Source organism: Streptomyces sp. NPDC048643, from assembly GCF_040650615.1.
In the GTDB taxonomy this organism is placed as follows: domain Bacteria; phylum Actinomycetota; class Actinomycetes; order Streptomycetales; family Streptomycetaceae; genus Streptomyces.
In genome coordinates, this window is the sequence record NZ_JBEZHO010000042.1 from 62,015 (window position 1) to 77,395 (window position 15,381).

Genomic DNA, 15,381 nt, shown 5'->3' on the forward strand with positions numbered 1-15,381 from the left:
GACCTCGCGTCATCAGTTGCGCACAGAAGGCTGGTCGAACGACTTGATCAAGAGGCGTCGGCGGATTTGATCTGTGTGTCTATCAGCGGTGGTCTGCACGAGTCAACGATGCGCGAACCCCATGTGGCCTGCGGAAACAACGAGTTGGCGGCAATTTTTCGCTCATTGGTTCAGACCGGTGAAGGGCCCCTGGTGACGGCCTGACGGCAGGTGACGCCCCTGGACGCGTGCCCGGGCGTCCCTGGAAAAGCGAGGGGCCCGCACCGTCCGTGGACGGTGCGGGCCCCTCGCGTGAACCGGCTCCTCGATGGGGCCGATCGGGTTACTGCTGAGGCGGCGCCGGAGGCGGCGGCGGGGTCTGACCCGGGTGCTGCGGGTAGGGCTGCCCCGGCTGGAACCGCGCGCCGGGCTGCGGCGGCGGATAGGCCTGCCCCGGCTGGGGGTGGCCCTGACCCGGAGCCTGCGGGTACGGCTGACCCGGTGCCTGCGGCTGTCCTGGCTGCTGCGGGTAGGGCTGACCGGGAGGCGCCGGCTGGGAGTACGGCTGCCCGGGCTGAGGCTGCTGCGGCACCTGTCCCGGCGCGGGCTGCCCGGGGGCGGGCTGTCCGGGGGCCTGCTGCTCGGGCGCGTACTGGCCCGGCATCGGGGGCGCGGCCACCGGCGGGGGGTTGCCGTCGTTCGTCCACAGACCGTGCGACTGCTGGTGCCGCGCGATGTCCTCGGCCACCATCGCGCTGAGGTTGAAGTACGCCTCCCGCACCTTGGGCCGCATCATGTCGAGGTCGACCTCGGCACCCGCGGACAGGTGCTCGTCGAACGGCACGACCACGACACCGCGGCAGCGCGTCTCGAAGTGGCTGACGATGTCGTCCACCTTGATCATCTTGCCGGTCTCGCGGACCCCGGAGATGACGGTGATGGACCGCGAGACGAGGTCCGCGTACCCGTGCGCCGACAGCCAGTCGAGCGTCGTGCTGGCGCTGCTCGCCCCGTCCACCGACGGCGTCGAGATGATGATGAGCTGGTCCGCGAGGTCCAGCACCCCGCGCATGGCGCTGTACAACAGCCCCGTGCCGGAGTCGGTCAGGATGATCGGGTACTGCTTGCCGAGGACGTCGATCGCGCGCCGGTAGTCCTCGTCGTTGAACGCGGTGGACACGGCCGGGTCGACGTCGTTGGCGATGATCTCGAGACCGGAGGGCGCCTGCGAGGTGAACCGGCGGATGTCCATGTACGAGTTGATGTACGGGATCGCCTGCACGAGGTCACGGATGGTGGCCCCGGTCTCGCGGCGCACCCGGCGTCCGAGCGTGCCGGCGTCCGGGTTGGCGTCGATGGCGAGGATCTTGTCCTGCCGCTCGGTGGCCAGCGTGGAGCCGAGCGCGGTCGTCGTGGTCGTCTTGCCGACCCCGCCCTTGAGGCTGATGACGGCGATCCGGTAGCAGGACAGCACCGGGGTGCGGATCAGCTCCAACTTCCGCTGCCGCTCGGCCTCTTCCTTCTTGCCGCCCAGCTTGAACCGTGACTGCGCGGCGGCCGGACGACCGCTCTTGACCTTCTGCCGCTTGTTGTTGAGCAGCCGGTCGGAGGACAGCTCCACGGCCGCGGTGTAACCGAGCGGCGCCGCACCGGGGTTGGTGGGCTGCCGCTGGTCGTGCCGGACGGGCTGCGGCCACGCGGTACCGGCCCGCGGGTCGACCGGCGCGGCCGGCTGCTGCTGCACGGGCTCCGGGCCCGGCTGCTGCGGAGGCTGGACCTGCGACGGCGCCGGGTCGAAACCGGGCTGCGGAGCGGGGGAGTCGGGCGCCTGCTGCGGGAACCCGTAGCCCGGCTGCTGCTGGGGGAAGCCGTAGGCGGGCGCGGGTGCGGCGGCCTGCTGCGGGAACCCGTAGCCCGGCTGGGGGGCCGGCGCCTGCGGCGGTACGGCACCGGGCGCGGCGGGCTGCGGGAAACCGTAGCCGGGGGCCTGCGCGGCGGTCGCCGGGGCGGGTGCCTGCGGGGCCTGGGGCGCGGGCTGCTGCGGGAAGCCGTAGGCCGGGGCGGGGGGAGCCGAGGGAGCCGGCGCGGGCGGCGGGACCTGCGCCCCTGGCTGCGGGAAGCCGTAACTGCCCTGCTGCGGAGGGATCGGCGCGGGCGCGTCGGCGACCGGAGCGGCCGGAGCCGGGGGCTGGGCCGGCGGCGGTGCCGGAACCGAGCTGTCGTAGGCGGGTGGCTGCACCGGTCCGGGCCCCTGCGGCGATCCTGCGGCGACGTGCTCACCGGGGGCGGGCCAGGCCGGAGGCCCCGACTGCGGCGCGGGCTGAGGGGCCGGCGCCGGAGGCTGGAACGGCTGACCCGGCGCGGGCTGCGCGGCAGGGGGCTGGAAGGGCCGGCCCGGCGCGGGCTGCGGCGCGGGTGGCTGGAAGGGAGCGCCCGGCGCGGGAGCGGGCGCCTGCGCGGCGGCGGGAGCCTGCTGCGGATCCGGAACGTACGGCGGAACCGGTGACTGCGGCGGCACCTGAGCCGGCCCGGGGGCCTGAGCCGGCTCCGTGGAGGCGGGCCACTGCGCGGCGGGGGCGGGAGCCGCGGGCTGATAGGCGGGCGGCAACGGCGGAAGTCCGGCCTGCGGGAGCGGCGGCGGCGCCCAGGCCGGGGGCGCGTCCTGAGGCTCACCGGCCGTCGGACCCTCGACCTGCGGCCCGTCGTTCGTGAGCGCGTCCGCCGGTACGGCGTCGTGAACGTCGTCCGCCGGAACCTCGCCCGGCGCGATGTGCTCGTCGGCGGCGGGGTGCGCTGCCACGACGTCGGCGACCTCGGCCGCCTCCGTGGACGCACCGCCCTGCGCGTCGGTGAACTTGGCCTCGGAGGACAGGACTTGAGCGTCGTCGCTGGACGTCCCGTCCGTCGCCGGCGCTTCGGACGTACCGATCCGGTGTACGCCGGCCTCCAGCGACTGGTACGCGAGAACCGGGTCGATGGTGGGCTCGGGCGGGCTCACGGGCTGGGCGGGGAGGGCGGGCTCGACGACGGCCACGGGCTCGACCGGGAGGTCGGCGTCGGCTTCGGCCTCCGCCTCGGGATTGCCAGCGTCCCTCTCCTCGTCTTCGTCCGTGTCCTCGACGTCCTGCGCGTCCTGCACGTCCGCGCCCTCGGCCCGAGTGTCCTGGCCTTCCGCGTCGACGTCCGCGGCCTCGTCGTCCCTGTCGTCCTCGGAGGCGACCACGGCGGGAGCAGGAGCAAGAACGGGCGCGGGCGCGGGAGCGTCCGGAGCGACGTCCTCGCCCTCGGCGGGCTCCGAACCCGTCCGCTCCGCGATCTCACGCTTCACCGCGGCGGCGGAGAACCGCATGGTCGCGCCGCTCTCCAGATCCCCGGTCGTGGAGTCGGGCTCGTCCGCGGGGGTGTCCGACGGGGTGAAGGAAGGGATGTCCGCCGCACCGGAACCGACGACGGGAGCGGCAGAAGCCGGGGGAGAAGCGGGAGTCGGAGCGACCGGCGGAGCGGGCGGTGCCCACTGCGGTTCGAAACCGCCCACGGGAAGGTTCGGTACGGCGCCGGGACCGGCCGCGTCCGGGACGGGCGGCACGGCGGCCGCCGCGTCCTCGGTCCGCGCCGCGTCCTCGGAGCCCGCGGGAGCGTCCGCGTCGACCGGCTCCTCCGCGTCCGCTTCGGTGTCCGCGGCGTCCGAATCCCCGGAGCCGCCCGAGGCGTTCTGCGTGTACCAGGCCGGCGGCGCGTAGTCGATGGTGAACTCGCCCGTCGTCTCGACGGCGGACTCCGCGTCGGACTGGTCGTCGCCGGGCGTGGCCCAGCCCCCGCGGTTCCCGTCCCGATCGCTGTTCACAATTCCTCCTGGTGTGGTCGAGCACCCTCAAGCCGTGCCGGGGCGACCGTCTACTTGTCGTCCGTGGGCGTCCGTGAACGCCCGAGGTCGTCCGAAGTCCGTACGAGGTCGTCCGAATTGACCCGGCTCCCCCTGGAACACGAGCCTCCCGTCCACGGGTTCTGGCGTCGCGCCCTGTCCCAGCCTAATCACCATGACTGTCAGGAGGGCAGGCCCGTCCACCCCACCGCGGACGCCCGCTACGTCACACCCTGCCCAGAAGTGGCGTACACACGCTCACGATTGAGCCCCAAAGCAGACAAACAGCAGCAAGGGCCGGAGCGGAGAACCTCTCCGCTCCGGCCCTTCGACGCTCAGCGTTCACACGGTGCCGGGATGCCGCCCACCGGACGGCCGCCGACCGTGCCCCTGCTCCGCCACTACTCGGCCGGCAGACTCTCGACGTGCGGCGCCGGTTCCAGGTCGAACTCGCCGTCCCGGGCACCCAGCACGAAGGCCCGCCACTCCGCCTCCGTGTACCGCAGCACCGTCCCCGGGTCGAGCGACGAGCGCATGGCCACCGCACCCCCGGACAGATACGCGATCTCGACCCGCTCCTCGTGCTCCTCGGTGCCGGGCGCGCTCTGCCATTCCGCGCCCGAGATGTCCAGGGCGTAGAGCTCGTCCTTCTCCCGCTCCTTGCGCGCCTTGACGTCCTTGTCCGCTTCCTCGGCCATGTTCCGCCGGCCCCTTCCCCACGTACGAATGACCTCTGCGGCGTCACCCTAGTGGCCTGGACCACACCGCCCGGGAACCTTCCGTGACCCTGGCAGACGCGTCCGGCCAGGCTGGTACCCTGTGTAACGGCCGTTTGTGTACGCACCCCCGGAGCGCTGCTCTGGAGGCCGCGCCCATCGGATCCCCGCCTTCCGAGTCACGGAAGCTCCCCTGAGAATTCGACCAGGGGCACTCGGTGGCAGACACGAGACTACAAGGAGTAAGCGTGCCGCTCGACGCCGCTACGAAGAAGCAGCTCATCAGCGAGTTCGGTCAGAAGGAGGGCGACACCGGCTCCCCCGAGGTCCAGGTCGCCATGCTTTCGCGCCGGATCTCGGACCTGACCGAGCACCTCAAGACCCACAAGCACGACCACCACTCCCGCCGTGGTCTTCTGATCCTGGTCGGCCAGCGTCGCCGCCTGCTTCAGTACCTGGCCAAGAAGGACATCCAGCGCTTCCGTGCGCTGGTCGACCGCCTGGGCATCCGCCGCGGTGCGGCCGGCGGCGCCAAGTAAGACGCCGTGGAGGGAGCGGTTCCCGCGTCGGGAGCCGCTCCTTTTGCTGTATGTGCCGCCGCACGGCCTTGTACGTGCGGAGTGTCACCGACGCTTTGTAGTGTGGTAGCACAACGCAATACGCAGGAAACAGCACGTACGAACAGAGCGTGACGAAGCCGTACCCGCCGGGTAGGGCATCGCACGACACCGAACGAGGAGAAGCGCGCCTCGCCGCCGCCGGTCCTCGGTAGTGGCCCCCGGGCGTAAGAGCCCCGGGTGCTTCGATCGAAGACCGGCCCGCACCAGGAGGAGCGCTCTCCGCCACCGTCCCCCTGCCACACGGGCAGGACGGGACGAAGACGAGGAGAAAACACTAGTGGAGAACGAGACCCACTACGCCGAGGCCGTCATCGACAACGGTTCCTTCGGTACCCGCACCATCCGCTTCGAGACGGGCAGGCTGGCCCGTCAGGCCGCCGGCTCCGCCGTCGCGTACCTGGACGACGACACCATGGTGCTGTCGGCCACCACCGCTTCCAAGAAGCCCAAGGACCAGCTCGACTTCTTCCCCCTGACGGTGGACGTCGAGGAGCGGATGTACGCCGCCGGCAAGATCCCCGGCAGCTTCTTCCGCCGTGAGGGCCGTCCCTCCGAGGACGCCATCCTCACCTGTCGCCTGATCGACCGCCCGCTGCGTCCGTCCTTCAAGAAGGGCCTTCGCAACGAGATCCAGGTCGTCGCGACGATCATGGCCCTCAACCCCGACCACCTGTACGACGTCGTGGCGATCAACGCCGCCTCCGCGTCCACGCAGCTGGCCGGTCTGCCCTTCTCCGGCCCGGTCGGCGGCGTCCGCGTCGCGCTGATCAACGGCCAGTGGGTCGCGTTCCCGACGCACACCGAGCTCGAGGACGCCGTCTTCGACATGGTCGTCGCCGGTCGTGTCCTCGAGGACGGCGACGTCGCGATCATGATGGTCGAGGCCGAGGCCACCGACAAGACGATCACGCTCGTCCAGGGTGGCGCCGAGGCGCCGACCGAGGAGGTCGTGGCCGCCGGCCTCGACGCCGCGAAGCCCTTCATCAAGGTCCTCTGCAAGGCGCAGTCGGACCTCGCCGCCAAGGCCGCCAAGCCGACCGGCGAGTTCCCGATCTTCCTGGACTACCAGGACGACGTCTTCGAGGCCCTCACCGCCGCGGTCAAGAGCGAGCTCGCCCAGGCGCTCACCATCGCCGGCAAGCAGGACCGCGAGGCCGAGCTGGACCGCGTCAAGGAGATCGCCGCCGAGAAGCTGCTCCCGCAGTTCGAGGGTCGCGAGAAGGAGATCTCCGCCGCGTACCGCGCGCTGACCAAGAAGCTGGTCCGCGAGCGCGTCATCAAGGACAAGGTCCGCATCGACGGCCGCGGCGTCACGGACATCCGTACGCTGGCCGCCGAGGTCGAGGCCATCCCGCGCGTGCACGGCTCGGCGCTGTTCGAGCGTGGCGAGACCCAGATCCTGGGCGTCACCACCCTGAACATGCTCCGCATGGAGCAGCAGCTGGACACCCTTTCCCCGGTGACCCGCAAGCGCTACATGCACAACTACAACTTCCCGCCGTACTCCGTCGGTGAGACGGGCCGCGTCGGCTCCCCGAAGCGCCGCGAGATCGGCCACGGCGCGCTCGCCGAGCGCGCGATCGTGCCGGTCCTGCCGACCCGCGAGGAGTTCCCCTACGCGATCCGTCAGGTGTCCGAGGCCCTCGGCTCCAACGGCTCGACGTCCATGGGCTCCGTCTGCGCCTCGACCATGTCGCTGCTGAACGCCGGTGTGCCGCTCAAGGCCGCCGTCGCCGGTATCGCCATGGGTCTGATCTCCCAGGAGATCGACGGCCAGACGCACTACGTCGCCCTCACCGACATCCTCGGTGCGGAGGACGCCTTCGGCGACATGGACTTCAAGGTCGCCGGCACCAAGGAGTTCGTGACCGCCCTCCAGCTCGACACCAAGCTGGACGGCATCCCCGCCTCCGTCCTGGCCGCGGCCCTCAAGCAGGCCCGCGACGCCCGCCTCCACATCCTCGACGTGATGATGGAAGCGATCGACACGCCGGACGAGATGTCCCCGAACGCCCCGCGGATCATCACCGTCAAGATCCCCGTGGACAAGATCGGTGAGGTCATCGGCCCCAAGGGCAAGATGATCAACCAGATCCAGGAGGACACCGGCGCCGACATCACGATCGAGGACGACGGCACCATCTACATCGGTGCCCAGCAGGGCTCGCAGGCCGAGGCCGCGCGCGCCACGATCAACTCGATCGCCAACCCGACCATGCCGGAGGTCGGCGAGCGCTACCTGGGCACCGTCGTGAAGACGACGACCTTCGGTGCGTTCGTGTCGCTGCTCCCGGGCAAGGACGGTCTCCTGCACATCTCGCAGATCCGCAAGCTCGCCGGCGGCAAGCGCGTGGAGAACGTCGAGGACGTCCTGGCCGTGGGCTCCAAGGTCCAGGTCGAGATCGCCGAGATCGACTCCCGCGGCAAGCTCTCCCTGATCCCCGTGGTCGAGGGCGAAGGCGACGATGAGAAGAAGGACGACACCGACAAGTGACGTCGAGTAGCTCCACGACGACGGCCCGCACCTCCTCGGAGGCGCGGGCCGTCGCCCGTACCCAAACCCTGATCAAGGGCACGAACGGCATCGGCACGGTCCGCAAGACCACCCTCCCCGGTGGCCTGCGCATCGTCACCGAGACGCTGCCCTCGGTGCGCTCCGCGACGTTCGGCATCTGGGCGAACGTGGGCTCCCGCGACGAGACGCCGGCTCTGAACGGCGCCACGCACTACCTGGAGCACCTGCTCTTCAAGGGCACGAACCGCAGGTCCGCCCTGGACATCTCTTCCGCGATCGACGCGGTCGGTGGCGAGATGAACGCGTTCACGGCCAAGGAGTACACGTGCTACTACGCGCGCGTGCTCGACACCGACCTGCCGCTCGCGATCGACGTGGTCTGCGACATGCTGACCGGCTCCCTCATCTGTGAGGACGACGTCAACGTCGAGCGCGGTGCGATCCTCGAAGAGATCGCGATGACCGAGGACGACCCGGGCGACTGCGTGCACGACCTGTTCGCGCACACGATGTTCGGCGACAACCCCCTCGGCCGCCCGGTCCTCGGCACGGTCGACACGGTCAACGCCCTCACCGCCGACCGCATCCGCCGCTTCTACAAGAAGCACTACGACCCGACCCACCTCGTGGTGGCCGCCGCGGGCAACGTCGACCACGACAAGGTCGTCCGCCAGGTGCGCGCCGCCTTCGAGAAGGCGGGCGCCTTCAAGAACGCGACGGCGGCCCCCATGGCCCCGCGCGACGGCCGGCGCACGATCCGCACGGCCGGCCGAGTCGAACTGCTCGGCCGCAAGACCGAGCAGGCCCACGTCGTCCTCGGCATGCCGGGTCTCGCCCGCACCGACGAGCGCCGCTGGGCCCTCGGCGTCCTGAACACCGCGCTCGGCGGCGGCATGTCCTCGCGCCTCTTCCAGGAGGTCCGCGAGAAGCGCGGCCTGGCCTACAGCGTGTACTCGTACACCTCGGGCTTCGCCGACTGCGGTCTCTTCGGCGTCTACGCGGGCTGCCGACCGAGCCAGGTCCACGACGTCCTGAAGCTCTGCCGCGACGAGCTCGACCAGGTCGCCGCGCACGGACTCTCGGACGACGAGATCGGCCGCGCCGTCGGTCAGCTCCAGGGCTCCACCGTCCTCGGCCTCGAGGACACCGGCGCGTTGATGAACCGCATCGGCAAGAGTGAGCTGTGCTGGGGCGAGCAGATGTCCGTCGACGACATGCTGGCCAAGATCGCCTCGGTCACCCCGGACGAGGTCCGCGAGGTAGCCCGGGACGTCCTGGGACAGCGGCCCTCGCTGTCGGTCATCGGCCCGGTCAAGGACAAGCAGGCGTCCCGACTGCACGACGCGGTCGCCTGATCCCGTCTCGGTAAGGAACGAAGCAATGAGCAAGCTGCGCGTGGCGGTCCTCGGTGCCAAGGGCCGGATCGGAGCCGAGGCGGTACGAGCCGTCGAGGCCGCCGAGGACATGGAACTGGTGGCCGCCCTCGGGCGCGGCGACAAGCTGGAGACGCTGGTCGACGCCGGCGCCCAGGTCGCCGTCGAACTGACCACCCCCGCCTCGGTGATGGGCAACCTCGACTTCTGTGTCCGGCACGGCATCCACGCCGTGGTCGGCACGACCGGCTGGACCGACGAGCGCCTCACGCAGCTCGGCACCTCGCTGGCCGCGTCTCCGGAGACCGGCGTGCTCATCGCGCCGAACTTCTCCATCGGGGCCGTCCTGACCATGAAGTTCGCCGAGGTCGCCGCGCCGTACTTCGAGTCCGTCGAGGTCATCGAGCTGCACCACCCGAACAAGGTGGACGCCCCCAGCGGCACCGCCACGCGCACCGCCCAGCTCATCGCCGCGGCCCGGGACCGCGCGGGCAGTGCCCCGCAGCCCGACGCCACGGCGACCGCCCTGGACGGCGCCCGCGGCGCGGACGTCGACGGCGTGCCGGTGCACGCGGTCCGGCTGCGCGGCCTCCTCGCCCACCAGGAGGTCCTGCTCGGCGGCGAGGGCGAGACCCTCACCATCCGCCACGACTCCCTGCACCACAGCAGCTTCATGCCGGGCATCCTGCTCGGCGTCCGCCGTGTGGTGACCACCCCGGGCCTCACCTTCGGCCTGGAACACTTCCTGGACCTCGGCTGAGCCGGGGCACGTACACGAGGTAACCGGCAGACATGCGCGCGAAAATCACCTATGCCGTCACGGCCGCCGTCCTGGTCGTCTATTTCGTCCTGGTCGGCAGCCGGGGAGTGATGCTCATCCAGGACGGCACCCTGATCACCGTCACCTTCGGTGTCGCCGTGCTCATCCTGCCGGTCATCGGTGTCTGGTTCCTCTGGGCGAACACGCAGTTCGTCCGGAAGGCCAACAGGCTCGCCGCCGTGCTCGACGCCGAGGGCGGACTGCCCGTCGACGAGCTGCGGCGCACCGAGGGCGGCCGCATCGACCGCGACTCGGCCGACGAGGTCTTCGCCCGCCGCAAGGCCGAGACGGAGGACGCGCCGGACGACTGGCGCAACTGGTTCCGCCTCGCGGTGGCCTACCACGACGCCCGGGACACCCCGCGCGCCCGCAAGGCCATGCAGCGGGCCATCGCCCTCCAGGAGGGCCGGACCCTGGAAGCCTGACTGAGGCACCCGACGCCCACGAGGTCGGGTGCACGACGCCCGCCATGGCGGCTGTACGAACGAAGGAGGGGCCGACCCGCACCGTGTGCGGATCGGCCCCTCCTCCGTCGTCGCCCTCGGCGTGATCGCCCGTCAGTGCCGGCGGTACTCGTCCGCCCACACCTCGACGGCGTCCGCCGCGCGGTCGAAGGCCTCCGTACGGGCCAGGAAGTCGGTGTTGTGCGTCGTCATGAGCGGCGGCACCTCACCGGGCGCGCGCTCTGTCCGCACGAGCGTCAGTGCCTGTCCCTGCACCGTGCGCGGCAGCCCAAGCCAGCGCACCGGCTGCTGCACCGTCCGCACGGCGGTGACCTGCTGCCACGGGGTCGTGCTCGTGACGAAGAAACCCACCCTGCGCAGTCCCCGGGCGCTGACCCACACACCGACGCGCAACAGGCGCAGCGCGCACAGTATGGCGATCGCGGCGCCGACCATGCAGGCCGCGGCGGCGGGCACCGTGCCGGCGACGGCGATGATCACGGCCGCCACGAGCACGTACGAGGCGAGCAGCAGGACGAGCGCGGCGGCGCCGACCCGACACGGACCGGGCCGGTAGGGGCGCCGCCAGCGGTCGCGGTCGTCGAAGGGCAGCGCGACATCGTCCGCGGCCTCGTCAAAGGCGCGGTCCGCCGTCAGGAAAGGCAGGGGCACGACTGATCCTCACTCAATCCACGCATGGGCTGTGCCCGGTGAGGCTATCGAGCCGGATGCCGGGCCACCACCCTTGGGGGTCCGGATGAGTCAGCGGCCGTCCGACGCCTCGGAATGCTGCGTCTTCGCAGGTGACTGATCCTGCGACAAGGCGGGCATCCCGACGAGCAGGGACCCCGCTATCCCGGCGACGACGGTGAGGCCGATGAGCCATCGCCCGACCATCTGCCCGGCGGAGGCCCGCTCACGGGGTGGGGGAGTGACATTGCTGCGGAACTGGTCGGCCTCGGCGATGAAGGCGAACGGGACGGGCTCGCGCCGGCGGAACATGGGCGTGCTTCTCCTTCCGGAGACTCGTGCTGGTGTGACGGTCGGTGAGAGCGGCTCGAACGCATCGCCCTCACCCATACAGACGCACGAATGCCCCAAGAGGTGCCCTGAATCACCGAATTCGCAGAAGTTCGGTGCCGAATGTCGCGGCACGGTACCGAACGCCCCGTTGTCGGTGCCGGGCCGTAGAGTGGTCGCCGCCCGAGCCAGTGATGGGAAGGACCCTCCGCACCGTGACCGACACCCCCGCCGACGACCTCAAGCCCAGCTTCCGCAGCGATGTCACCGTCGAGCTGATCAAGCACACGGCCTCCGACGCCGACGTGCTGTTCGCCGCCCGTGTCTCCACGGCCGGGGAGCAGTCGCTGGAAGAGCTGCAGAAGGACCCGGAGCGTTCCAAGGGCCTGATCAACTACCTGATGCGGGACCGGCACGGCAGCCCCTTCGAGCACAATTCGATGACCTTCTTCATCAGCGCCCCGATCTTCGTCTTCCGCGAGTTCATGCGGCACCGCGTCGGCTGGTCGTACAACGAGGAATCGGGTCGCTACAGGGAGCTGGAGCCGGTCTTCTACGTCCCGGGCGCCTCCCGCAAGCTGGTCCAGGAGGGCCGCCCCGGCAAGTACGTCTTCGTGGAGGGCACGCAGGCCCAGCTGGAGCTCACGGGCCGCGCGATGGAGGACTCCTACCGCCAGGCGTACGAGGCGTACCAGGAGATGCTCGCCGCCGGCGTGGCCCGCGAGGTCGCCCGCGCCGTCCTCCCGGTCGGCCTCTTCTCCTCGATGTACGCCACGTGCAACGCGCGGTCCCTGATGCACTTCCTCGGCCTGCGCACCCAGCACGAGCTCGCCAAGGTCCGCTCCTTCCCGCAGCGGGAGATCGAGATGGTCGGCGAGAAGATGGAGGCGGAGTGGGCCAGGCTCATGCCGCTCACACACGCGGCCTACAACGCGAACGGACGTGTGGCGCCGTAAAGCGCCTGCGCGCACCGGTCCGGCACAGATGTACGGATCAGCCGAGCGAGGTGTCCGTATTGCGGCATTTCGCGAAGTTCATCTAGCCTGATCAAACGGACCCGGCACTGCTTGAACCCCCGAGCAGGCAGTGCCGGGCTCCACCTTTGTCATGCTTTGTCGTGTCCCCCGAGGGCAGACCCCGGGTTGAGCAGCGAGTAGCGTGTTACCCATGGCTCCGACCTCCACTCCGCAGACCCCCTTCGGGCGGGTCCTCACCGCCATGGTCACGCCCTTCACGGCGGACGGCGCACTCGACCTCGACGGCGCTCAGCGGCTCGCCACCCACCTGGTGGACGCAGGCAACGACGGCCTGATCATCAACGGCACCACCGGTGAGTCCCCGACCACCAGCAACGCGGAGAAATCGGATCTCGTACGTGCCGTGGTGGAGGCGGTCGGCGACCGCGCCCACGTCGTCGCGGGCGTCGGCACGAACGACACCCACCACAGCATCGAGCTGGCCCGCGCCGCCGAGCAGGTCGGCGCGCACGGCCTTCTCACCGTGACGCCGTACTACAACAAGCCGCCGCAGGAGGGCCTCTACCGGCACTTCACGGCCATCGCCGACGCGACCGGCCTGCCGGTCATGCTCTACGACATCCCCGGCCGCAGCGGCGTCCCGATCAACACCGAAACCCTGGTGCGGCTCGCCGAGCACCCCCGTATCGTCGCGAACAAGGACGCCAAGGGAGACCTCGGCCGGGCCAGCTGGGCCATCGCCCGCTCCGGCCTCGCCTGGTACTCCGGCGACGACATGCTGAACCTCCCGCTGCTCTCCGTGGGCGCGGTCGGGTTCGTCTCCGTCGTCGGCCACGTCGTCACCCCGGAACTCCGCGCCATGCTCGACGCCCACCTCTCGGGCGACGTCCAGAAGGCCACCGAGATCCACCAGAAGCTGCTCCCCGTCTTCACCGGCATGTTCCGCACCCAGGGCGTCATGACGACCAAGGCCGCACTCGCCCTCCAGGGGCTGCCGGCCGGTCCGCTGCGCGCCCCGATGGTCGAGCTGTCGCCCGAGGAGACCGTCCAGCTCAAGATCGATCTTGGCGCCGGCGGGGTAGAGCTCTGATCACAGACTTCACAACTGAATAAGCACCACCGCAGGCCATCGGCCCGCACCCCACACAGACAACTGCTACTGCACGAACGTCACGCGCGCCACGTGCCTTGCCAGGTACGTGGCGTCCGTGGTGAGGAGAGTCTTTTGAGTCATCCGCATCCTGAACTCGGCGCACCGCCGGTCCTTCCGAAGGGCGGCCTGCGGGTCACCCCGCTCGGCGGCCTCGGCGAGATCGGCCGGAACATGACGGTCTTCGAGTACGGAGGCCGCCTCCTGATCGTCGACTGCGGAGTGCTCTTCCCCGAGGAGGAGCAGCCCGGAATCGACCTGATCCTGCCGGACTTCACGTCCATCCGGGACCGCCTCGACGACATCGAGGGCATCGTGCTCACGCACGGCCACGAGGATCACATCGGCGCCGTCCCGTTCCTCCTGCGCGAGAAGCCGGACATCCCGCTGATCGGCTCCAAGCTGACCCTCGCTCTCATCGAGGCGAAGCTCCAGGAGCACCGCATCCGGCCGTACACGCTGGAGGTGGCCGAGGGCCACCGCGAGCGCATCGGTCCCTTCGACTGCGAGTTCGTCGCGGTCAACCACTCCATCCCGGACGCCCTCGCGGTCGCCATCCGCACCCCCGCGGGCATGGTCGTCCACACCGGCGACTTCAAGATGGACCAGCTCCCGCTGGACGGCCGCCTCACGGACCTGCACGCGTTCGCGCGTCTGAGCGAGGAAGGCATCGACCTTCTCCTCTCGGACTCCACGAACGCCGAGGTCCCCGGCTTCGTCCCGCCCGAGCGCGACATCTCGAACGTGCTGCGCCAGGTCTTCGCGAACGCCAGCAAGCGGATCATCGTGGCGAGCTTCGCCAGCCACGTGCACCGCATCCAGCAGATCCTCGACACCGCGCACGAGTACGGCCGCAGGGTCGCCTTCGTCGGCCGCTCGATGGTCCGCAACATGGGCATCGCCCGGGACCTCGGCTACCTGAAGGTCCCGCCGGGCCTGGTGGTCGACGTCAAGACGCTCGACGACCTCCCGGACCACGAGGTCGTGCTGGTCTGCACCGGCTCGCAGGGTGAGCCGATGGCCGCTCTCTCCCGGATGGCGAACCGCGACCACCAGATCCGGATCGTCCAGGGCGACACCGTGATCCTGGCGTCGTCGCTGATCCCCGGCAACGAGAACGCGGTCTACCGCGTCATCAACGGCCTGACCCGCTGGGGTGCGAACGTCATCCACAAGGGCAACGCCAAGGTGCACGTCTCGGGTCACGCCTCGGCGGGCGAGCTGCTGTACTTCTATAACATCTGCAAGCCGCGCAACCTGATGCCGGTCCACGGCGAATGGCGCCACCTGCGCGCCAACGCCGAGCTGGGCGCCCTCACCGGCGTCCCGCACGACCGCATCGTGATCGCCGAGGACGGCGTGGTCGTCGACCTGATCAACGGCAAGGCGAAGATCTCCGGCAAGGTCCAGGCCGGGTACGTGTACGTCGACGGCCTCTCGGTCGGTGACGTCGGCGAGCCCGCGCTCAAGGACCGCAGGATCCTCGGAGACGAGGGCATCATCTCGGTCTTCGTGGTGATGGACTCCAGCACGGGCAAGCTCACGGGCGGTCCGCACGTGCAGGCCCGTGGCTCCGGTATCGACGACGCCGCGTTCGCCGACGTCATTCCGAAGGTCACCGAAGTCCTGGAGCGGTCCGCTCAGGACGGCGTGGTCGAGCCCCACCAGATGCAGCAGCTCATCCGCCGCACGCTGGGCAAGTGGGTCTCCGACAACTACCGCCGGCGCCCGATGATCCTCCCGGTCGTGGTCGAGGTCTGACCCCCGGAGCACGTCAACCAGGAGCGGGCCGCCTCGATTTGCATCGAGGCTCGGCTGAGGCGGCGCGAGGACTTCGCGACCGCGGTACGTCGAGGACGCCGGGCCGGACGCCCGCTCCTCGTCGTCCACCTTCGTAGCGGTGCAC

Annotated in this window: 12 protein-coding genes and 1 pseudogene; 9 read left to right on the forward strand and 4 right to left on the reverse strand. The window is 70.4% G+C overall.

The window, feature by feature from the left end; all coding sequences use genetic code 11:
• Positions 1–322: 322 nt before the first annotated feature.
• A complete protein-coding gene (locus tag AB0C62_RS31440) occupies positions 323–3,823 on the reverse strand; it encodes an SCO5717 family growth-regulating ATPase (protein ID WP_362978931.1) in 3,501 nt (1,166 codons plus the stop codon).
• 419 nt (positions 3,824–4,242) lie between these two features.
• Entirely contained in the window at positions 4,243–4,539 is a 297-nt protein-coding gene (locus AB0C62_RS31445) for a DUF397 domain-containing protein (RefSeq protein ID WP_362978933.1), read from the reverse strand.
• 266 nt (positions 4,540–4,805) lie between these two features.
• Here AB0C62_RS31445 and rpsO point away from each other — a divergent pair, with 266 nt between their 5' ends.
• The 5 genes from rpsO to AB0C62_RS31470 all read left to right on the forward strand — a co-directional run bounded on the left by rpsO (position 4,806) and on the right by AB0C62_RS31470 (position 10,310).
• A complete protein-coding gene (rpsO, locus tag AB0C62_RS31450; RefSeq protein WP_081219736.1) occupies positions 4,806–5,096 on the forward strand; it encodes a 30S ribosomal protein S15 in 291 nt (96 codons plus the stop codon).
• Positions 5,097–5,454: 358 nt separating this feature from the next.
• On the forward strand, positions 5,455–7,671 hold the full coding sequence (locus AB0C62_RS31455; protein ID WP_362978935.1) for a polyribonucleotide nucleotidyltransferase: 2,217 nt from the start codon (positions 5,455–5,457) through the stop codon (positions 7,669–7,671).
• Positions 7,668–9,047 (forward strand): pitrilysin family protein, encoded by a 1,380-nt coding sequence (locus AB0C62_RS31460; RefSeq protein WP_362978937.1) that lies wholly within the window; start codon positions 7,668–7,670, stop codon positions 9,045–9,047. The genes AB0C62_RS31455 and AB0C62_RS31460 overlap by 4 nt, the downstream gene beginning before the upstream one ends.
• Before the next feature lie 25 nt (positions 9,048–9,072).
• Positions 9,073–9,825 (forward strand): 4-hydroxy-tetrahydrodipicolinate reductase, encoded by a 753-nt coding sequence (gene dapB / locus AB0C62_RS31465; protein ID WP_362978939.1) that lies wholly within the window; start codon positions 9,073–9,075, stop codon positions 9,823–9,825.
• 32 nt (positions 9,826–9,857) lie between these two features.
• A complete protein-coding gene (locus tag AB0C62_RS31470) occupies positions 9,858–10,310 on the forward strand; it encodes a hypothetical protein (RefSeq protein ID WP_362978941.1) in 453 nt (150 codons plus the stop codon).
• A 132-nt stretch (positions 10,311–10,442) separates the two neighbouring features.
• Here AB0C62_RS31470 and AB0C62_RS31475 read toward each other — a convergent pair whose 3' ends face one another.
• Both AB0C62_RS31475 and AB0C62_RS31480 read right to left on the reverse strand, forming a co-directional pair.
• Positions 10,443–11,000, reverse strand: a complete 558-nt coding sequence (locus AB0C62_RS31475; RefSeq protein ID WP_362978943.1) for a hypothetical protein — start codon at positions 10,998–11,000, stop codon at positions 10,443–10,445.
• A gap of 90 nt (positions 11,001–11,090) precedes the next feature.
• Entirely contained in the window at positions 11,091–11,330 is a 240-nt protein-coding gene (locus tag AB0C62_RS31480) for a hypothetical protein (protein ID WP_081219742.1), read from the reverse strand.
• Between the two features lie 233 nt (positions 11,331–11,563).
• Between AB0C62_RS31480 and thyX the strand changes: the two genes are divergently transcribed.
• The 4 genes and pseudogenes from thyX to AB0C62_RS31500 form a co-directional block, all read left to right on the forward strand.
• On the forward strand, positions 11,564–12,304 hold the full coding sequence (gene thyX / locus AB0C62_RS31485; RefSeq protein WP_362978945.1) for an FAD-dependent thymidylate synthase: 741 nt from the start codon (positions 11,564–11,566) through the stop codon (positions 12,302–12,304).
• Between the two features lie 211 nt (positions 12,305–12,515).
• Positions 12,516–13,415 (forward strand): 4-hydroxy-tetrahydrodipicolinate synthase, encoded by a 900-nt coding sequence (gene dapA / locus AB0C62_RS31490; RefSeq protein ID WP_362978947.1) that lies wholly within the window; start codon positions 12,516–12,518, stop codon positions 13,413–13,415.
• A 135-nt stretch (positions 13,416–13,550) separates the two neighbouring features.
• On the forward strand, positions 13,551–15,236 hold the full coding sequence (locus tag AB0C62_RS31495) for a ribonuclease J (protein ID WP_362978949.1): 1,686 nt from the start codon (positions 13,551–13,553) through the stop codon (positions 15,234–15,236).
• Positions 15,237–15,272: 36 nt separating this feature from the next.
• Positions 15,273–15,381: pseudogene (locus AB0C62_RS31500) on the forward strand (ribonuclease P protein component); the annotation flags it as partial.